This window comes from Gordonia sp. SL306, from assembly GCF_026625785.1.
Classification (GTDB): domain Bacteria; phylum Actinomycetota; class Actinomycetes; order Mycobacteriales; family Mycobacteriaceae; genus Gordonia.
The window spans coordinates 3,735,393-3,753,766 of record NZ_CP113063.1; the positions used below are offsets into that span (position 1 = coordinate 3,735,393).

The window sequence follows — 18,374 nt, forward strand, 5'->3', positions numbered from 1 at the left end:
GGGGACGGGGTCTCGATACGCCGCTCCTTCGTCGCGGCTACTCGACCGGCGGAATGGGGAGCGGCTACTCGACCGGCGGTTGAAACCCCGTTGCCTTGCGCATCGTCTCCAGCCAGTAGCCGTGCTGAACGGGGTACAGTCCTTCGTCCTCGTTCTTCACGCCTGCCGAGATGACACCGGTCATCCCGAGCGTCTCGGCCACCGGGTCGGGTCCGGTCAGCCAGTGCTCGGCACCGCGACTCATGTCGTTCCACGGAGCGGCCTGCGCGCGGAAGGTGAGCTGGCAGGACCGGAACTCCTCGAGATCGTCGGGGGTCGCCATGCCGGAGGCGTTGAAGAAGTCCTCGTACTGCCGGATGCGATGGGCGCGTGCCGTATCGCTCTCACCCTTGGGCGCGATGCAATAGATGGTCACCTCGGTCTTGTCCGGGGCGATCGGTCGGAAGTGGCGGATCTGCGTCGAGAACTGGTCCATCAGATAGACATTCGGGTACAGGCACAGATTGCGTGAACCCTTGACCATGAACTCGCCCTTGGCGTCGCCGAACTCTTCCTTGAGTGCGTCCATCTGGTCCCAGAGCGGTCGGTCCTGCGGGTTGGCGGCCCAGGTCCACAGGCAGAGGTGGCCGTTCGGGTACGACCAGTATCCGCCACCCGATTTGCCCCAGCCGCCCGCATCGAGGGCCTTCGTGTCGTTCTTCGATTCGCCGGTGCTGCGTCGCGATGTGGTGGCGGCGTAGTTCCAGTGGGTCGCGGTCACGTGGTAGCCGTCGGCGCCGTTCTCCGCCTGGACCTTCCAGTTACCGTCGTAGGTGTAGGTCGACGCCCCGCGCACCACCTCGAGGCCGTCTGGCGACTGGTCGACGAGCATGTCGATGATGGTCCGGGTGTCGCCGAGGTGCTCGTCGAGGGTCAGCACGTCGGGATTGAGGCTGCCGAACAGGAATCCGCGGTAGGAGTCGAATCTCGCGACCTTGGTGAGGTTGTGGGAGCCGTTGACGTTGAACGTGTCCGGATATCCGGCGTCGTCGGGGTCCTTGACCTTGAGCAACGTTCCGTCGTTACGGAAGGTCCATCCGTGGAACGGACAGGTGAGGGTCATCCGGTTGTCGGTCTTGCGTCGACAGATCATGGCGCCGCGGTGGGCGCACGCATTGATGAGGCAATGCAGTTCGCCGTCCTTGTCCCGCGTGATCATCACCGGTTGCCGGCCGATGTAGGTCGTGAAATAGTCGCCCGGCTCCGGTACCTGGCTCTCGTGCGCCAGGTAGATCCAGTTGCCCTCGAAGATGTGTTTCATCTCCAGCTCGAAGATGTCCTCGTCGGTGAAGATGCGACGGTTCGCCCGGTAGATGCCTGCCTCGCGGTCGTCGATGACGGCATCTGCCAGGACCGAGTTCACATGGTGCAGGTTGTCGGTGGTCGACGCGGTCATGCTCTACCTCCAGGGACGGTGAATGTGGGCGGTCCCTGCACTGTGACACCGCGTGGCGGCGATCACACTAGGTCAATGGCTAGTCCTGACCAAGCATCGTATTGATCGATGAAATTCATCAATAAAGGGAAACTGTGTCCTTGTCAGGTATGTATCCCTGTCCTACCGTGGAATTCATACGTGGTGTCGATCACAGCAGGTCATCACGGTGAGACAGGACAGGACATCGCACGGACATGGAGCTACGGCACCTTCGCTACTTCGCAGCCGTCGCCGAGACCTGCCATTTCGGGCAGGCCGCGGCACAGTTGCACGTCGCGCAGCCTGCGCTGTCGTATGCGATCCGGCAACTGGAGAACGAGCTCGACGTCACGTTGTTCACTCGGACCACTCGTCAGGTTGCGCTGACGCCTGCAGGCGAATACCTCAAAGGGGAGTCCGAGCGCATCCTGGCCGGAGTCGACGACGCCGTCGACGGCGTGCGACGGATCGCGGCGGGCCGCAGCGGACTGGTCCGGCTGGGTCTGACCGGCATCGCGGCCTTCTCGCATCTGCCGAGGATCGCCCGGATGGTCAAGCGCGAACTCCCCGACGTCGACCTCCAGATCCAGTCGGACATGCTCACACCTGTCCAATGCGAGGGTCTGCGCACGATGGCGCTCGATCTCGGTGTGCTCCGTCCGCCGGTGGTCGGGGAGGGGATCGACATGCGCACGATCGACATCGAACCCATGGTGCTCGCCGTCTCGGTGGACCACCGCTTGGCGGTCGAGCCCGTGGTGTCGATGGACGACCTGCGCAACGAGATGTTCGTGATGTACGACAGCCGCGATTCGGCAGTCAACGACGCCGCGATCCGTAGCTGTCATCGTGCAGGTTTCGTTCCACAGCGCGCACACGAGGCGCCCGGTACCGCGGTGTTGCTGGCACTGGTCGCCGCCGGACTCGGAGTGGCCGTGCTGCCGGCATCGGTCCGGTCCCTTCCGCTTGAAGGTCTGGTGATCCGTGATCTGGTCGACGGCGGCACCGTGGAGCTCGCGCTCGCCTGGCGTGCCGGACAGGACAACCCGGTCGTGCAGTCCGTCGCCGATGCCATCGCTGCCGCATTTGCCGGCGTATACCTGGGAGAACATCCATGAAAATCACTGCCATCGAAGCGATTCCGTTCGCGATCCCTTACCTCAAACCTCTGAAGTTCGCCTCCGGTGAGGTGCACACCGCGGAGCATGTCCTGGTTCGGGTGCACACAGATGACGGGCTGGTGGGTGTGGCGGAGGCGCCACCGCGGCCGTTCACCTACGGCGAGACCCAGGACGGCATCATCGCGGTCATCGAGAAGGTCTTCGCGCCCCAAGTGATCGGCCTGACGCTCCTCGAGCGCGAGGTCGTGGTCTCCCGGCTGGCCCGCACGATCGGCAACCCGACCGCGAAATCGGCGCTGGACATGGCCATCTGGGACGCGCTCGGAAAGACGCTGGCACTCCCGGTGTCCGATCTGCTCGGCGGTTACACCGATCGTATGCGGGTCAGTCACATGCTGGGCTTCGCCGATCCGGCGACGATGGTCGCCGAGGCCGAGAAGATGCGTGACACGTACGGCATCACCACGTTCAAGGTGAAGGTCGGACGTCGGCCGATCACGCTGGACACCGCGGTCGTGCGCGCCCTCCGTGACCGATTCGGCGACGAGATCGACCTCTACGTCGACGGCAACCGGGGATGGACCGCGTCGGAGTCCGCCCGCGCGATGAAGGAGATGTCCGACCTCGGACTGCTGTTCGCCGAGGAACTCTGCCCCGCCGACGACGTGATGAGCCGGCGATGGCTCGTCGGCCAGGTCGATGTGCCGTTCATCGCCGACGAGTCGGTGCCGACCGCCGCCGACGTCACCCGTGAGATCCTCGGTGGCTCGGCGACGGCGATCAGCATCAAGACCGCGCGCACCGGATTCACTGCATCGCGGCGCGTCCACCATCTCGCCGAGGGGCTGGGCCTGGAAGTGGTGATGGGCAATCAGATCGACGGCCAGGTCGGGACGTCGTGCGCACTGGCCTTCGGCGCCGCGTTCGAATCGACATCGCGAAACGCCGGGGAGTTGTCGAACTTCCTGGACATGAGCGACGACCTCCTGGCCGAGCCGCTGCAGATCCGGGACGGATACCTGCACCGATCATCGGCCGCCGGAATCGGTGTCGAGATCGATCCCGACAAACTGGCCCACTATCGACTTGATCGGAGCTGACGAGATGCTCTTCCACGTACGGATGGACGTCAACATCCCGCACGACCTGGACCCGGACACCAGAGCCGAGACCGTGGCGCGGGAAAGGGCGTACTCGCAGGATCTCCAGCGGTCCGGCAAGTGGCCGCACATCTGGCGGATCGTCGGGGAGTACTCCAATTTCTCCGTCTTCGATGTGGCCGACAACGATGAACTGCACAGCATCTTGTCGGGGCTTCCGTTGTTCGCCTACATGGACATCTCGGTGACCCCCTTGGCCACCCACCCCTCGGATATCGCTGCGGGCTGACCGGCCCTCACCCGAAGCGTCAGCCCACAGGCCAGCACAGAAGGAGTTCCACCCATGACCGACATCAGCTTTGAGGCCGAAACGTCCGCGAAGGCGGCCGACTCCGGGGCCAACGCCTCCGCCCGGTTCCGGGAGCGCATGGCGAGCGGCGGCACCCGCTCCGGTGTCGTCGACACCGAGCGCGTCAACTACCTCGCCACCAAGGTGGTCAAGGGCCTCAACGACATCATCATCTCCGATCGGGTCAGCTACGAGGAGTACAACGCCCTCAAGGCATGGCTGATCCGCGTCGGCGAGGACGGCGAATGGCCGCTGTTCCTCGACGTGTGGCTCGAACATTCGGTGGAAGAGGTCGCCAACGAGCATCGTGAGGGCAGCAAGGGCACGATCGAGGGTCCGTACTACATCGACGGCTCACCCGAGCTGCCGTGGAACGGCACCATTCCGATGCGCGACGACGAGCCGGGCACCCCGCTCGAGTTCTCCGGGCAGGTTCGCGCGGTGGACGGCACCCCGCTGTCGGGCGCCAAGGTCGAGCTGTGGCACGCCGACGATCTCGGCTTCTACTCGCAGTTCGCACCCGGACTGCCGGAATGGAATCTGCGCGGATCGTGGACTGCCAACGAGGACGGGCGTTTCGAGATCCACACGTTGCGACCGGCTCCGTACCAGATCCCGACCGACGGCGCGTGTGGCCAGCTCATCGAGGCGGCCGGTTGGCACGCCTGGCGTCCGGCCCACCTGCATTTCAAGGTGAGCTCTCCCGGTTACGAACTGATCACCACGCAGCTGTACTTCCCAGGTGACCCGCACAACGACGACGACATCGCCACGGCGGTCAAGCCGGAACTCATGCTCGACCCGCACTCCGCCCCGAACGGTGAAGGCGTTGTCGTCAACTACGATTTCGTGCTTGATCCCGAGGGCTGATCGAGGGCCCTCCTCGCTGATCGAGTAGCCGCGAACGAAGTGAGTGGCCCCAGACCGCTGATCGAGTAGCCACGAACGAAGTGAGTGGCGTATCGAGATCACCACCGCCACAAACGGTGGGCCTCGATACGCCTCACTCACTCCGCTCCTCGCCGACGTCCAGATGCCGAATTGCCTCCCGCGACCAGCGGAATGACCTCCTGGACAACGAGTTCGAGTTGACGCTCGTGATCGGCGAGCGGCCAGACGAGGACCTGGTCGACTCCCGCGTCGTGGTACTCCCGCAGCAGGGCGGCACATTGTTCGGACGAGCCGATGAGCACCCGGCCGGCGAGGTCGTGCTCGTCTCGGCCGAGGAGCCCGGCGAGTCGAATGAGCCACTGGGACCGTTCGCGCTCGGTGGGGGTCACCTGGGTCCACATCGTGGCGACCACGCAGGTCAGGTCGCGGTTGGAGCTGTCGGAGCGGCTCGCGCGCAGTACTTCTCGGCCGTGAGCGAGCTGGTCCGGCGTCGTGTTGTAGGCCGACGCGAGCCAGCCGTCGCCGAGGCGGGCGACCCGGCGCAGGCCTGCGGGCGATCCCCAGCTCGCAACCCACACCGGTGGTCTGCCTGAGCGTTTCGGCTTCGGTGCCAATGGTGTCGGGTCCGGGTAGAAGCGGCCCCGAGGTGACAGGTCGTCGTCGCGTCCGAGTTGAGAGCGCAGTACCCGGACCGCCTCCTCGAACCGCGGCCACCGCTCATCGAAATCGACGCCGGAGAGTGCATAGTCGGTCGCCGAGGAGCCGGCGCCTACACCGAGGACGAATCGTCCGTCCGAGAGGATATCCAGTGCCGCAGCCGCTTTGGCGAGCGCAGCGGGACCGCGAACCACTGGTAGCGCAACCGTTGTCGCGAGGTCGAGATCTCCGCTGGCGTCGATGACCGACGCCAGCGAAACGATCCCGTCCAGCCATGGACGCCGGAAGGACAGATGATCATTGGCGGCCAGGGTGGCGAAGCCCAGGCGCTGCGCGGTCCGTGCGTACGACGACAATCGGCCCGCATCCCAACCGCGACCGTCGAGGTCGATCAGCGGCAGGTGTGCGCCGTACTCCATCCTTGGAAAGTACTCTCGTCGAGCCCAGTTGGTCGAGTGGGCGGGTGGGGTGATCTCGATACGCCACTCACTTCGTTCGTGGCTACTCGATCAGCGGTCTGGGGCCGCTCGCTTCGTTTGCGCGGGTGGGCTTCGTTCTGTTGATCGAGTAGCCGACGAGCGGCAGCGAGGGGGCGTATCGAGATCACCGATCCGACGGCAGAATGTAGTGCAGTCCACGGAACGTCGCGCTACTGGCGAACACCGAGGCGTCGAGTTCCACCCCGCGGTGCGTTGCCATCCGCAGCGCCAGTCGCAGGAGCATCTTGATGTCGCGCGGCGTGATGTCGGGGAAGCCGCCGACCAGATCGTCGAGGAGACCCTCGCCCAGAACCACGTCGTTCCCGGCTGCGAGGATCTGCCAGACCTGTCGTGCATCCTTGGGGCCGGGCGGCCGGTATTCGATGACGGCCGCGCAGCGGGCATGGATGGCCTCATCGACTCCGTCGATCCGGTTGGTCGTCAGGAACAGCAGTCCGTCGAAATACTCGAGGGTGCGCAGGAACTCGGCGACGATGGCGTTCTGGGCGAGGTCGAGCCCACGCTCCATCACGAAGACGTCGGCCTCGTCGAGGAGGAGTACGGCATCCCACCGCTTCGCACGGTCGAAGATCACCTCGAGATTCTTGCGTACGAGTTCGGCTGTCACGCCCAGAGATCCGGAGTGGATCGAATACAGTGGGCGGCCGGTGACCTCCGCGTACACCTCCGCGGTGAGGGTCTTGCCCACCCCGGGCCGTCCCATCGCCAAGATCACGTTGCCTGCGGACTTTCCGTCGATGATATCGCCGGTGAAGACGGAGATGTCCGTGGTCAGGATGTTCAGCAACTCGCGCTGATCATCGGGGAGGACCAGCTTGTCCTGGAGATCGGCGTCGTAGGTGTACTCGGACAGATCGCCGGTGTTCACATCGAGAAAGTCCTGCGCGCCCAGATCGAAGACGCGGACCGCGGTGATCACCGGTACCGAACCATAGGCGCCGCCCTCGAACAGGACCGAGGCCGCGACCATCCTCAGCGCAGCGATCTCGCTGGGCGCGACGTCGTGGACGACTTTCCGGTTCTCGCGCTTGTTGGGCGAACGGTAGTCGTCGGTTCGGATCGCGCGGCCGGTGAAGGTGAACTGCTGCCCGAATCCGTCATCGATGACCTGCTGATACCGGTCGCGGCGTGCCTGGTATTCGGCCTTGAGCTCCACCGTCTCCTTGTACGCACCCCCGGCGGCGAGGACGTCGCCGGGCGGTTTGCCGACGATCTCGGTCTCCTCGAAGTACAGCACCCGCGGCTTGCGGGAGGGCCGCTTCACGGTGGCGTTGTCGGCCTCCATGGTGAACTTGATGCGGGGCCCGTGCGTGCGGTCGCCGTGTTCCAGCGTGATGTCCATGACCAGGTACGGGTGCAGATAGCCGTCGGATTCACGGACGTACAGCCATCCATCGATGAGATCGTCACGCAGAAAACTCCGGAAGATCTCGGCGGCAGCGTCGACGTGCGGGATGGCCGGGAACTCGCCGGCACGTGCCGACCGGATCGCGGATACCGCCCGGGCGAAGGAGTCGTCGGCGGTGGACTCCGCGGTGGCGACCAGATCGGCGAGGGCGGCATCGGTGAGGTCGCGATCGGCGATCCCGATCTCCGGCGATCGCCACGACTGTGCCTGTTTGCGTGCGGCCGCGAGATCCTCCGACGAGGTGGCCGCGACCAGAGCGGTGGGTGCGACGAGCATGGTGGTCCTTTGTCGAGCGGCGCTGCCGATGGCGTTCTCACCAGGCTATCGACCGTATTTGACATGCGCCAATACTCAATATGGGCCCACTGAGACATGGTGTTTATGAATGCGGACACCGGTTCGCTGCGAATACGGTGGCGGTATGGAGTACCGGTTCGAGGTCGTCTCGTTGTTGGTGTCGCCGCGGCACGCCTACTTCGGCAGGCCCAAGGACGGCCCCGCCGACGAGGTGGAGACCACCGCTCCCGATCGGGTGGACATCGTGGCGGACAAGGGGATACGCGGCGACCGATTCTTCGGGATCCGGGCGCACACGGAGGCATCGATCACCTTCTTGGCGCTCGAGGCGTGGCAGGCGGCTGCCGGCGACGTCGATCCGGTCGTCGCGCGACGCAATGTCGTGGTCGCCGGCCTCGAACTCGACCCGCTGCGCGGTCGTGAGTTCGAGATCGACAGCGGCGACGGCGGGATCGTCTTCCGTGGCGGTCGTCCCGCCCATCCGTGTTCGTGGATGGACTCGATGGCGGGTGAGGGTGTCCGAAAGGCGCTCATCGGTCGTGGCGGGCTGCGTGCTCAGCCGCTGTCGTCGGGCGTCCTCCGCGTCGGACAGGCGGTGATCAGATGCGACGTGGAACTCGATGCCTCGCGGGCGGCCGATCAGGTCAGGCGGGCACAGCCGTTGTGACCGGACGGCGTCGATCCGCGAGCGCCCGGAGAAAGAAGGCGACGTTGGCGGGCCTCTCGGCGAGGCGTCGGACGAAGTAGCCATACCACTCCCGGCCGTAGGGAATGTAGACGCGCACACGATGGCCGTCTCCGGCGAGCCGCAACTGTTCGTCGGTGCGGATGCCGTACAGCATCTGGTGCTCCCAGGAGTCCTGGGCCCGACCGAACTCCGCCACCAGTTCGTGCGCGGCACCGATCATCATCGGATCGTGGCTGGCCACCATCGGGTATCCGTTGCCGTTCATCAGGATCCGCAGACAACGCAGGTACGCCTCGTCGATCTGGGCGCGATCGGTGAACGCGACCGTGAGCGGCTCCGCATATGCGCCCTTGCACAGTCGGATTCGTGCACCGGATTCGGCGAACTCACGACAGTCGTCTTCGGTGCGGCGCAGGTATGCCTGGAGGACGGTACCGAGTGAGGGGAAATCGCGACGCACGGTCCGCACGATGTCGAGCCGCTCGTCGACGGTGGCGTGATCCTCGGCATCGATCGTCACGAGGACGCCGGCCGTCTCGGCCGCTGCGCAGAGGGTGTGAACATTCTCTTCGGCTATCTTGCGCCCGTGTCGCGGCAGCGTCTGCCCGAGGGCGGTGAGTTTCACCGATACCTCCAGCGCCTTCAGGTCCGGCGATCGCATCCTCGACATCTCTTCCAGGAGCGAGAGGTACGCGTCGACGGTCTGAGTGGCCTGCGCCTCGTCGGTGGTGTCCTCGCCGAGATGGTCGATGGTGACCGACAATCCGTTGCCCAATGACTCGCGGATCGCCGCCGACACGTCGTCCTGTGTCTCGCCGGGGACGAATCGCTCGACGACACGTCTGGTCACCGTCAGCCGCTGCGACGTCGCCTTGATGCGATCGCTGGTAGCGGCCGCGGTGATGAACGGGCGTAGCGCGGTGTCGAAGAATCTGCTCATCACCGACCTCGGTCCTATGCCATGTGTGGATAGCCGGATGCGGTGGGCGGCACGAAGGTCTCCTTGATCGTCCTGGCGGAGGTCCACCGCATCAGATTGGCCTTCGAGCCCGCCTTGTCGTTTGTGCCCGATGCGCGCGCGCCACCGAAGGGTTGCTGCCCGACGACGGCGCCGGTGGGCTTGTCGTTGACGTAGAAATTGCCGGCTGCCTGTCGCAGCAGGTCGGACGCGGTTGCGACGGCGCCGAGGTCGGTGGCGATCACCGAGCCCGTCAGGGCATATCTCGCGGTCGAATCCACCAGCCCCAGAGTGTGTTCGAAGTCGTCGTCCTCGTAAACATGGACCGACAGCACAGGTCCGAAATACTCGGTGGAGAACGCCTCGTCGTAGGGGTCGTCGGACAGCAGCACCGTCGGGCGCACGAAATAGCCCTCGCTGTCGTCGCATTCACCGCCGACGGCGACCGTCATGTTGGGCACGGTCTTGGCGCGGTCGATCGCCGCGACATTCTTGTCGTAGGCGCGACGGTCGATCAGTGCGCCACCGAAGTTCCCCAGATCGCGGATGTCCCCGTAGGTCAGCTGATCTGCCTCGGCCAGGAAGTCGTCGCCCATGCGCGCCCACACCGACCGCGCGATGTAGGCGCGGGATGCGGCAGAACACTTCTGACCCTGATACTCGAATGCGCCGCGGATCAACGCAGTACGCGCGACATCGGGATCGGCAGACGCATGCGCGACGATGAAGTCCTTGCCGCCGGTCTCGCCGACGATTCGCGGATAGTTCCGGTACCGGTCGATGTTCGTGCCGACCTCGCGCCAGAGGTGCTGGAACGTTTTTGTCGACCCGGTGAAATGGATACCCGCGAGATGTTCATCGGCGAGCACCACCTCCGACAATGCGGCACCGTCGCCATGTACAAGGTTGATCACGCCATCGGGAAGTCCTGCATCCCTGAGCAATTGCATCGTGAGCTGCGCTGCGTACGCCTGTGTCGGCGACGGCTTCCAGACGACCGTGTCGCCCATCAGCATCGGCGCGGTCGGCAGGTTCCCTGCGATCGCGGTGAAGTTGAACGGCGTGATCGCGTAGACGAATCCGTCCAACGGCCGATGATCGAGCCGATTCCAGACCCCCGGCGACGACACCGGTTGTTCGGCGAGGATCTCGCGGGCGAAGGTGACGTTGAATCGCCAGAAGTCGATGAGTTCGCACGGTGCGTCGATCTCGGCCTGCTGCACCGACTTCGACTGACCGAGCATCGTCGCGGCGGCAATCCGCTCCCGCCACAGGCCGCTCAGCAGGTCGGCGGCACGCAGGAGGACGGCGGCGCGGTCGTCGAAGGAGGTCGCCGCCCACGCCGGCGCAGCCGTCCGTGCCGCCGTGACGGCGGCCTCACCGTCGTCGTGGGTCGCATTGCAGATGGTTCCCAACACCTCTCGGTGCGCGTGCGGCTGGACGACATCGATTCGCTCGCCGCTGCCGTGCAGTTCGTAGCCGCCGATGACGTGGGGGAGTTCCATCGGTCCCGCCGAGGACTGCCGGCGGAGTTCGTCGGTGATCCGAGTTCGCTCGGGAGTACCGGGTGCATAGGTGTGGACCGGCTCGTTCGACGGGCGCGGCGGAGTGGTGATGGCATCCATACCAGGAGTTCAGCACCTCGGACCACGAGGTGATATGTCTGATCGGCAAAGTCTTCCGGTCCTTCTTTGTCGACCCGGACAAGGTGGTCACCGCATCACGGCCCGCGACCGAATCCGGCCGAGAAGCGCCAAGGCGATCAGCGTCGCTGCCAGCAGTACCGACGTGCACGCTGCCGCGGAGAACACCTGACCGCGGTCGGACAGGCCGAAGATCGTCACCGGGAGGGTCTTCCAGGTCGCGGGGTAGACCATCACCGTGGCGCCCAGTTCACCCATCGACAGGGCCACGGCCAGGCCTGCCGCTGCGCCCAGGGCCGGCAGCAGGAGCGGCAGTGTCACGCGGGTCAGGACCCGAAACGGTCCCGCACCGAGCGATTCCGCGGCCTGTCGATACGCGGGATCAAGTCGCCCCAGGGCGGCCGAGACGGCGCTGAAGGCGAACGCCAGCACCAACACCGTGTGCGCGACGATGACGATCCACTTCGTCCCGCCGAGCAGGAGCGGTTTCTCGTTGAAACTGATCAGCAGCCCCAGACCGATGGCGACCGACGGTACCGCGATCGGCAGGTGGAACACCGCGTCCACGACCCTGCCGACCCGCCCGCTCGCCTCGCCTGCGGCGATTGCCGCCCAGGTACCCAGGATCAGTGCCAGCGTGCCGGCGATGAACGCGGTCTGCAGGCTCACCGACAGGCTGGCGACGTTGTCGCCGGAGAGTGCGTCACCGAAGTGCGCGAGGCCGAGATCTGACGGCAACGGTCCCGTCCAGGAACCCGCGAATCCGGCCACCACGACGGTGGCGATCGGCGCGACGAACACCACCAGGACGACCACTGCGAACAACGTCCAGACAACCGCTCGGCCTCGTCGAGTCCAGAACAACATCAGCGGCCTCCTGGCCGGCTCGTCGCCATCCGTGCGAACACGAGCCGATATGCGCCGTAGAGGATCAGTGACAGGAGCACCTGCACCGTCGCGATGACTGCGGCTCCCGGGAGGTCGAAGGAGACGATTCCGCGTGTGTACACCAGCATCGGCAGCGTCACCACGTCCTTCGCGCCGGTGAACAGCACGATGCCGAACTCGTTGAGCGTCAACAGCAGTACCAGGCTGCCGCCGGCCATCAGCGACGGCACCGCCTCGGGCAGGACCACGGTGCGCAATACACGCCATGGCGACGCGCCCAGGCTGGCGGCCACATCGAGCTGATCCTTCGACATCACCGTGAACGACGCGAGCAACGGGCGGACGACGAACGGTGTGAAGAAGGTGATCTCGGCGGCGATGACCCCGGCAGGCGTCGCGAGGAAATTCAACGGCCGATTGCCGGTGATCTCGAAGATGGCCGCATTCACCGCGCCGGCACTCCCGTACAGAAACGTGAACGCGAGGGTGATGAGAAACGAAGGCAGCGCGAGCACCGTGTCGATCAGGCGCGCCACGAGGGTGGAACCCGGGAAGGGGACGAAGGCCAGCACGATCGCGAGGAACGTGCCGAGGATGAGGCAGCCGACAGTGGAGCACACCGCGATCTGCGCCGTCATCGCGAGCGCGCGTCGGAAGATCTCACTGCCGAGCACGGCCCGCCACGTGCTCTGACCGGTACCGTCTGCCGACTCGGTCAGGACACGGACCAGAGGGTAGACGGCGATCACGAGGACGATCAGCAGCGGCGGCGCGACCCAGGCCGCCGGACGCCATCGGTCCGGAGGCGAATTCGGTTGCAGATCAGCCTGTTCGATCGGTGGCGGCGTCGGCGCCAGAACATCACTCGTGCTCATCGCGCAGGCCCCGCGGCCTCCACCAGCACGCCGGTGGGGTTCGGGAACCGTACCCCGACACGCGATTCGATCGGGTGCTCCGCGCGTCCGATCACATCGGCCTCGAGGAGCTGGTCGGGCAGCCCGTCGACGGCGAGCGTGAGCCGCGTTGTCGCGCCACGCCAGACGGACCCGGTCACCCGAGCGGCCAGTGACCCGGCCGCCCACAAGGTGGTCACTTCCACCTCGTGGGGACGGATGCACAGCGAAGCCCTGGTCCCGGGAGCCCATCGCCGCGTTGGCGCCGGCGCGCTGCCGGTGAACATCTTGTCGCCCACCGAGACCAGTGCCGTGGTACCCGACACCCGGCCGACGGTGCACGCGATGAGGTTCGCGCCGCCGAGGAAACCCGCGGTGAAGCTGCTGGGCGGGCGCGACCACAACTCATCCGCGGTTCCGATGTCGACGAGTTGCGCGTCCCGCATCACCGCGACCCGGGACGCCAGCGCCAGCGCCTCGGACTGATCGTGCGTCACGTACAGCATCGTCGTGTCGGGCAACGCATCCCGCAGCCGTTGCAGCTCGATCACCATGGACTGACGCAGGGTGGCGTCGAGTGCGGCGAGCGGTTCGTCGAGGAGCAACACATCGGGTCGGATCGCCAGCGCCCTGGCGATCGCCACCCGCTGCTGTTGTCCGCCGGAGAGCTCACGGGGCAGTCGTGACGCGTAGTCCGACATACTGACCATCGCGAGGGCATCCGAGACCTGCTCGGTGATCTTCGCTTTGGGGGTCCGCCGCGCCTTCAGGCCGAACGCGACATTGTCACGTACCCGCATGTGCGGGAACAGGGCGTACGACTGCACCACGACGCCGATGCCGCGTTTGGCGGGTGGCAGGTCGGTCACGTCCCGGCCCGACAGCCGGACCCGTCCGGCGCTGGGCCGCACGAATCCGGCCAGGGCGTTGAGTGCCGTCGACTTACCCGATCCGCTCGGTCCGAGCAGGGCAATCGTCTCCCCGCGCTCCACTCGGAGGGTGAAGTCGAGCAGGGCGTCGGTGGACTTCTCACCGCGCCCGTAGGAGACGGTCACGCGGTCGAAGGCGATGCTCGGTTGCTCCGGAGCGACAGTGCCGGAAACGCGCGTGGTCGGGGTCGTCAGCGGGTTGGACATCTCAGCTCCCGGTGGACTTCTGGTACGCGGCGACGTCGGTATCGAGCGACGTGAGCACCGAGTTCCAATCCGGGTTCCACACGGTGACACCCTTCATCACCTCGGACGGGGTCGGGGTGGTGCCGTCGGGAGCAGGCGGCGTGACGTCGGTGCGGACCGAAACGCCGAGCGCATGGGTGCCCACGGTCTGTTGGACGTCCTTGGAGAGCAGGAACTCGAGCAGTTTCTGGGCGTTCTCGGCATGCGGCGCGCCCTTGGTGACGCCCGCGAAGTAGGGCAGTGACACGGTGGTCCGAGACCCGTCGGGCATGGCGGGGAAAAACAGATCGAACTTCGACCCGTCGTCGCGGATCGATGCCAGGTTCATCTGTACATCGCCGTTGGCGACCATCAGTTCACCATTGCTGACCTTGGGCTGGAGCTTGCCGGTCGAGCTCGACGGACCGACATTGTTGACCTGCAGTTTCGCGAGGTAGTCGAGGGCGGCCTGATCGCCCATGAGGTGTTGCAGCAGAAGCAGAACCGCAGTGCCGTCACCGGCCTGGCCGGGTGTTGAGTACTGGATCTTGCCCTTGAATCGCGGTGAGAGAAGGTCGTCCCAGGTCTTGGGGGCGGGCGTGGCCGACGGATTTGCGATGAACGACAAGTAGTTGTCGACGATGGCGACAAACTTGCCGTCTGCATCCTTGTCGGCCTTGTCCACCGCCGTGGTGTCCACGCCGCTGTCGGCGAGCAGGCCCTCGCCCGCCGCCTTCTGGATGAACGGCGGCAAGGTGACCAGCAGGTCTGCCTGCGGATTGGACTGCTCCTTCTGGACGCGCGACACCACCTCTCCCGAACCGGCTTCCACGATGTTGACCGAGATCCCGGTCTGCTGCCGGAAGGTGTCGAACTCGGTCTTGTACCAGCTTCCGAGCCCGTCGGCGGTGTACACGGTGATGCTCTTGTCGCCGGACTCGGAGGTTCCGGTACCGCCACAGGCGGCGGTGACGGCCATGGTGGCCGTGGTCAGGGCGAGAACGGCGGTACGCAAGGTGCCGCGTCGAAAGGCGGAGAGGCGCATGCTGTTTCCTTCATTCGAGTGATGAGGTGGAGGTGATGGAGGAGCCGACGCGCCATTGCGTGCGGTCCCGGGTCTGGATCAATGGGTGAGCAGCTCGCCGAACTGGCGTACGGAGTCGACGATGTGAGTGGCGCCTGCAGCGTTCAGGCGCGTTTCGTCGTGTGCGCCGGTGAGGGCGCCTGCCACGATCTCGGCACCTGCGCGGATGCCGCTCGTGATGTCGTTGGCGGTGTCGCCGAGGACAGCGACCTGGCGGACATCGTCGATCCGCAGATCGATCACCGCGGACAGGATCATGTCCGGGAACGGGCGCCCGCGGACGGCGGCCGACGGCGCAACCGTGAGGTCCGCGATGCCTTCCCAGCCGAGTGCGGTCAGCAGCCGTCGCTGTGTCTCGGCACTGAAGCCCGTCGTCAGCGCGACCTTGATCCCGGCGGTCCGCAACACTTCGATGGTGTCGGCGGCCCCACCGATCTCGCGCACGCCACCATCGGAAAGCGATGAGGCGTAGGCATTCTCGAATGCGGTGTTGGCGAGTTGGGCGCGTGCTTCGTCACCGTCGACCAGATGACGGAAGACGACGATCTTGGACTGGCCCATGGTGTCGACCACGTACTGGCGTGCCTGGTCGTGGTCGGGGCCGTCCGCGGGGAGGCCGGCGGCATCGGCGGCGGCATCGAACGCGGCCAGCACGAGCCCGTCGTCGGCGACAGTGGTGCCTGCCATGTCGAGCGCGGCCAGGCGGATCTTCAGGTCGGACAAGGTAATGCCTTTCGAGTCGGACTCAGAGGTTCATCAGGTCGGCGGTCTGTTCGCCGATGGCGGGGCCGAGCGTCATCCCCCGGCCGCCGGGACCGGTGACCACCCAGACGCCGGGTGACACTTGCTCCCGGAACGCGATCGCGGCCGGGTCCAGGCATTGTGAGTAGACGCCCGACCAACGGCGGACGATTCCGGGCAGGGGGCGTCCGAGCAGGGATTCGACGACCTGTCGGAGATGTTCGTAAGGCTCTTCGGTGACGTCGAATCCGAACACCCCATCGTCGTCGTACTCGTGGGTGTCGCCGATCGTCAGCCCGCCGTCGAGACGCTGCACGCAGAGCAACTGCATGTGGTGCTCGGCCGCGACCGGGGCCTGGGACTGGGTTGCCGTGAGCAACTCGAGCGCATCGCCGGCGAAACCCGGGTAGTACCGGAAGCTGTCGGGGTCGGCGATCGCGGTGGTCAGCTCCTCGCCGAGCGGAGCGGTCTGCATCATCTGCAGGCGGACGCGTCGGACCGGCGGCGCCGAACCGAGCAACTCGCGGGTGAGACCACCGTGTATCGCACCGGGACAGTGGATGATCGCGTCGCCATGGTGCGTCGTCCCGTGGTCGTCGCGCACCGACACGCCGGACTCCGCCGATTCGACCGATCGGACTTCGCGTCCGGGCACGAAATCGTATCGACCGGTACCGGTCAGGTGGGATCGGAGAGCGGGCAGCGCGATCCGTGACTCGACCGCACCGTCACGAGAACAGTGCAGAGCGGCACGGAAGTCGCCACGCAGCGCGGGATTGATCCGTCGCACGGCCTCCGGATCGATCAGCGTGAAGCCGCGATCGGCGGCGTCGGGCCGGCTGGACACATCTTCGGCCACCGCTAGCTCGGCTGCCGTCCGGACCATCGTGAGTGACCCGCACGGTCGGAACCCGATGCCGGGTACCTCGGTCCCGATCTTTTCCCAGAGATCGCGCGATCGTTGTGCCGCAGCGAGTTCACCCGGTGCGCGACCGGAGACCCACACGAGGCCGAAGTTGCGGACCGTGGCGCCACGCGCTTCTCGTTCGCGCTCGATCTGCACCACCCGGTGCCCGCGAACGACCGCCGACCAGGCATGGGCGGTGCCCAGGATTCCGCCACCGATGACGATGATCTTCATGCAGATCAGTCTGCATTCTTTGGTCTAGACCAAACAGGATCCGCTACGGAAACACTTGGTGAACTTTTGGTCTAGACCAAAAGCGGTATGCTTGAGACATGTCGTCTTCGTCCGAGATCGCTGCCGAGGTGACCGCTGTGCTCCGATCCCTGCGTGGCATCTGGGATGAGCCGACCGTCGACGAGCTCGACCACGCGATGCAGGCCGGATGGCATGCCCAGGCCGACAGTGCGCCCGATGATCTCGTCCTCGCCGCGGTTCTCCATGATGTCGGCCGGAGCCCGCTCCTGCCCGGGCCCGAGCCACACGATCGGATTGCCCGTGAATGGCTGACCCCTCGGTTCGGGGCGCGGGTTGGCTGGCTGGCCGGGGCTCACGTCGCGGCGAAGCGATTCCTCGCGGCCACCGAATCCGGCTATGCCGCCGGACTTTCCGAGACCTCGGTGGATTCGCTTGCGCACCAGGGCGGAGCAGGCGGTGTCGATGCTTCGTGGACGGCGCACCCCTGGTGGACCGATGCCATCCGGCTGCGTCGATACGATGACGCCGCAAAGGTTGTCGGGGCGCCCGGAATGGATATCGTCGAGGCCGGAAACCTGGCCGGGATGATCGCGGATCGATTGGTGGTCGAGCCGCGGCCGGGAGGATTGTCACGGTGACCGTCGAGCCCCGCAAATACTACCGGGTGCGGACCGAGCTCGAACGAATGGTCTCCGCTCTCGACGAGGGCGATGCCGTTCCGCCCGAACGCGCGCTCGCCGAGCAGTTCTCGGTCGCGCGGGAGACGGTGCGGCAGGCGCTGCAGGATCTGCTCGTGGAAGGGCGAATCGAGAGGCGAGGCCGTCGGACCGTGGTGTCCGCGCCGAAATTGGTGCAGCCGTTGTCCTTACGCTCCTACACCGAGGGGGCGAAGGAGCACGGACGTGTGCCCGGGCGCATCCTGGTGACCTTCGAGGACATCGTGGGCGATCAGCCGATGTGTGATGCGTTGGGTATCGCGCCGGGTTCACCGGTGATGCATCTCGAACGGGTATTGCTGGCGGACGGGGTCAAGCTGGGGCTGGAGAGCACTTATCTCGCCCAAGCCAGATTCGGCGACTTCGCGCAGACCTTCGACCCGCAGATGTCGCTGTACGCCGCGATACGTGCGAAGGGCGTCGAGTTCGCCAGCGCCGAGGAACGCATCGAGACCGCGCTGGCCTCCCCCCGGGAGGCCGATCTACTGGAGACGACCACCCTCATGCCGATGATGTTGCTCCGCCGGCGTTCGCTCGACGTCGACGGAATGCCCATCGAGGTGGTGCGGTCGCTCTACCGCGGCGACCGGGTCGCGTTCGCGGCCGTGCTGCGTAACTGACCGATCCGTACGGAGTCGTCGGGAAACTGTCCGATCACACAAGGAATG

Annotated in this window: 18 protein-coding genes; 7 read left to right on the top strand and 11 right to left on the bottom strand. The window is 65.9% G+C overall.

All coding sequences use genetic code 11. The features are described 5' to 3' along the window. Nucleotides 1-64 precede the first annotated feature (64 nt). The gene (gene benA / locus OVA31_RS17140; RefSeq protein ID WP_267627814.1) at nucleotides 65-1,435 is read right to left on the bottom strand and encodes a benzoate 1,2-dioxygenase large subunit; all 1,371 of its coding nucleotides are present in this window, start codon (nucleotides 1,433-1,435) and stop codon (nucleotides 65-67) included. Nucleotides 1,436-1,671: 236 nt separating this feature from the next. Here benA and OVA31_RS17145 point away from each other — a divergent pair, with 236 nt between their 5' ends. Genes OVA31_RS17145 through catA form a run of 4 tightly spaced genes read left to right on the top strand, consistent with a single transcriptional unit; the run spans nucleotide 1,672 to nucleotide 4,896 of the window. Beyond that, complete coding sequence (locus OVA31_RS17145; protein ID WP_267627815.1) at nucleotides 1,672-2,574, top strand: LysR substrate-binding domain-containing protein; 903 nt, start codon at nucleotides 1,672-1,674, stop codon at nucleotides 2,572-2,574. Further along, a complete protein-coding gene (locus OVA31_RS17150; protein ID WP_267627816.1) occupies nucleotides 2,571-3,677 on the top strand; it encodes a mandelate racemase/muconate lactonizing enzyme family protein in 1,107 nt (368 codons plus the stop codon). The genes OVA31_RS17145 and OVA31_RS17150 overlap by 4 nt, the downstream gene beginning before the upstream one ends. A gap of 4 nt (nucleotides 3,678-3,681) precedes the next feature. After that, nucleotides 3,682-3,966, top strand: a complete 285-nt coding sequence (catC, locus tag OVA31_RS17155) for a muconolactone Delta-isomerase (RefSeq protein ID WP_267631574.1) — start codon at nucleotides 3,682-3,684, stop codon at nucleotides 3,964-3,966. A 54-nt stretch (nucleotides 3,967-4,020) separates the two neighbouring features. Beyond that, nucleotides 4,021-4,896, top strand: a complete 876-nt coding sequence (gene catA / locus OVA31_RS17160; RefSeq protein ID WP_267627818.1) for a catechol 1,2-dioxygenase — start codon at nucleotides 4,021-4,023, stop codon at nucleotides 4,894-4,896. 137 nt (nucleotides 4,897-5,033) lie between these two features. Here the strand turns inward: catA and OVA31_RS17165 are convergent, their stop codons facing one another. Together OVA31_RS17165 and OVA31_RS17170 are read right to left on the bottom strand one after the other, a co-directional pair. Beyond that, nucleotides 5,034-5,993 carry an LLM class flavin-dependent oxidoreductase gene (locus OVA31_RS17165; RefSeq protein ID WP_267627819.1) on the bottom strand — a complete coding sequence of 320 codons (960 nt, stop codon included), beginning with the start codon at nucleotides 5,991-5,993 and terminating at the stop codon, nucleotides 5,034-5,036. A gap of 184 nt (nucleotides 5,994-6,177) precedes the next feature. Continuing rightward, nucleotides 6,178-7,758, bottom strand: coding sequence for an AAA family ATPase (locus OVA31_RS17170; protein ID WP_267627820.1), 1,581 nt, complete (start codon nucleotides 7,756-7,758; stop codon nucleotides 6,178-6,180). 145 nt (nucleotides 7,759-7,903) lie between these two features. Here OVA31_RS17170 and OVA31_RS17175 point away from each other — a divergent pair, with 145 nt between their 5' ends. Next, on the top strand, nucleotides 7,904-8,446 hold the full coding sequence (locus OVA31_RS17175) for a molybdenum cofactor biosysynthesis protein (RefSeq protein ID WP_267627821.1): 543 nt from the start codon (nucleotides 7,904-7,906) through the stop codon (nucleotides 8,444-8,446). Here the strand turns inward: OVA31_RS17175 and OVA31_RS17180 are convergent. The 8 genes from OVA31_RS17180 to OVA31_RS17215 form a co-directional block, all read right to left on the bottom strand. Continuing rightward, entirely contained in the window at nucleotides 8,424-9,407 is a 984-nt protein-coding gene (locus tag OVA31_RS17180; RefSeq protein WP_267627822.1) for a proline dehydrogenase family protein, read from the bottom strand. The genes OVA31_RS17175 and OVA31_RS17180 overlap by 23 nt on opposite strands. Nucleotides 9,408-9,421: 14 nt before the next feature. After that, nucleotides 9,422-11,050 (bottom strand): L-glutamate gamma-semialdehyde dehydrogenase, encoded by a 1,629-nt coding sequence (pruA, locus tag OVA31_RS17185; protein WP_267627823.1) that lies wholly within the window; start codon nucleotides 11,048-11,050, stop codon nucleotides 9,422-9,424. Between the two features lie 87 nt (nucleotides 11,051-11,137). Further along, nucleotides 11,138-11,935 carry an ABC transporter permease gene (locus tag OVA31_RS17190; RefSeq protein ID WP_267627824.1) on the bottom strand — a complete coding sequence of 266 codons (798 nt, stop codon included), beginning with the start codon at nucleotides 11,933-11,935 and terminating at the stop codon, nucleotides 11,138-11,140. Continuing rightward, on the bottom strand, nucleotides 11,935-12,831 hold the full coding sequence (locus tag OVA31_RS17195; RefSeq protein WP_267627825.1) for a 2-aminoethylphosphonate ABC transporter permease subunit: 897 nt from the start codon (nucleotides 12,829-12,831) through the stop codon (nucleotides 11,935-11,937). The genes OVA31_RS17190 and OVA31_RS17195 overlap by 1 nt, the downstream gene beginning before the upstream one ends. Next, the gene (locus tag OVA31_RS17200) at nucleotides 12,828-13,985 is read right to left on the bottom strand and encodes an ABC transporter ATP-binding protein (RefSeq protein WP_267627826.1); all 1,158 of its coding nucleotides are present in this window, start codon (nucleotides 13,983-13,985) and stop codon (nucleotides 12,828-12,830) included. The genes OVA31_RS17195 and OVA31_RS17200 overlap by 4 nt, the downstream gene beginning before the upstream one ends. A gap of 1 nt (nucleotide 13,986) precedes the next feature. Next, entirely contained in the window at nucleotides 13,987-15,048 is a 1,062-nt protein-coding gene (locus tag OVA31_RS17205) for a 2-aminoethylphosphonate ABC transporter substrate-binding protein (protein ID WP_267627827.1), read from the bottom strand. 78 nt (nucleotides 15,049-15,126) lie between these two features. Then, the gene (locus tag OVA31_RS17210; RefSeq protein WP_267627828.1) at nucleotides 15,127-15,810 is read right to left on the bottom strand and encodes a phosphonatase-like hydrolase; all 684 of its coding nucleotides are present in this window, start codon (nucleotides 15,808-15,810) and stop codon (nucleotides 15,127-15,129) included. Between the two features lie 22 nt (nucleotides 15,811-15,832). Next, nucleotides 15,833-16,969 (bottom strand): TIGR03364 family FAD-dependent oxidoreductase, encoded by a 1,137-nt coding sequence (locus tag OVA31_RS17215; RefSeq protein WP_267627829.1) that lies wholly within the window; start codon nucleotides 16,967-16,969, stop codon nucleotides 15,833-15,835. Between the two features lie 98 nt (nucleotides 16,970-17,067). Here OVA31_RS17215 and OVA31_RS17220 point away from each other — a divergent pair, with 98 nt between their 5' ends. After that, entirely contained in the window at nucleotides 17,068-17,628 is a 561-nt protein-coding gene (locus OVA31_RS17220; RefSeq protein ID WP_267627830.1) for an HD family phosphohydrolase, read from the top strand. Beyond that, complete coding sequence (locus OVA31_RS17225; protein ID WP_267627831.1) at nucleotides 17,625-18,326, top strand: GntR family transcriptional regulator; 702 nt, start codon at nucleotides 17,625-17,627, stop codon at nucleotides 18,324-18,326. Before OVA31_RS17220 ends, OVA31_RS17225 begins: the two co-directional genes overlap by 4 nt. Nucleotides 18,327-18,374: the final 48 nt, after the last annotated feature.

What these genes read in the sequence shown, in the direction of transcription:
- benA (WP_267627814.1), bottom strand. Translation starts at nt 1,435, where the DNA reads ATGACCGCGTCGACCACCGACAACCTGCACCATGTGAACTCGGTCCTG.
- OVA31_RS17145 (WP_267627815.1), top strand. Translation starts at nt 1,672, where the DNA reads ATGGAGCTACGGCACCTTCGCTACTTCGCAGCCGTCGCCGAGACCTGC.
- OVA31_RS17150 (WP_267627816.1), top strand. Translation starts at nt 2,571, where the DNA reads ATGAAAATCACTGCCATCGAAGCGATTCCGTTCGCGATCCCTTACCTC.
- catC (WP_267631574.1), top strand. Translation starts at nt 3,682, where the DNA reads ATGCTCTTCCACGTACGGATGGACGTCAACATCCCGCACGACCTGGAC.
- catA (WP_267627818.1), top strand. Translation starts at nt 4,021, where the DNA reads ATGACCGACATCAGCTTTGAGGCCGAAACGTCCGCGAAGGCGGCCGAC.
- OVA31_RS17165 (WP_267627819.1), bottom strand. Translation starts at nt 5,993, where the DNA reads ATGGAGTACGGCGCACACCTGCCGCTGATCGACCTCGACGGTCGCGGT.
- OVA31_RS17170 (WP_267627820.1), bottom strand. Translation starts at nt 7,758, where the DNA reads ATGCTCGTCGCACCCACCGCTCTGGTCGCGGCCACCTCGTCGGAGGAT.
- OVA31_RS17175 (WP_267627821.1), top strand. Translation starts at nt 7,904, where the DNA reads ATGGAGTACCGGTTCGAGGTCGTCTCGTTGTTGGTGTCGCCGCGGCAC.
- OVA31_RS17180 (WP_267627822.1), bottom strand. Translation starts at nt 9,407, where the DNA reads ATGAGCAGATTCTTCGACACCGCGCTACGCCCGTTCATCACCGCGGCC.
- pruA (WP_267627823.1), bottom strand. Translation starts at nt 11,050, where the DNA reads ATGGATGCCATCACCACTCCGCCGCGCCCGTCGAACGAGCCGGTCCAC.
- OVA31_RS17190 (WP_267627824.1), bottom strand. Translation starts at nt 11,935, where the DNA reads ATGTTGTTCTGGACTCGACGAGGCCGAGCGGTTGTCTGGACGTTGTTC.
- OVA31_RS17195 (WP_267627825.1), bottom strand. Translation starts at nt 12,831, where the DNA reads ATGAGCACGAGTGATGTTCTGGCGCCGACGCCGCCACCGATCGAACAG.
- OVA31_RS17200 (WP_267627826.1), bottom strand. Translation starts at nt 13,985, where the DNA reads ATGTCCAACCCGCTGACGACCCCGACCACGCGCGTTTCCGGCACTGTC.
- OVA31_RS17205 (WP_267627827.1), bottom strand. Translation starts at nt 15,048, where the DNA reads ATGCGCCTCTCCGCCTTTCGACGCGGCACCTTGCGTACCGCCGTTCTC.
- OVA31_RS17215 (WP_267627829.1), bottom strand. Translation starts at nt 16,969, where the DNA reads ATGAAGATCATCGTCATCGGTGGCGGAATCCTGGGCACCGCCCATGCC.
- OVA31_RS17220 (WP_267627830.1), top strand. Translation starts at nt 17,068, where the DNA reads ATGTCGTCTTCGTCCGAGATCGCTGCCGAGGTGACCGCTGTGCTCCGA.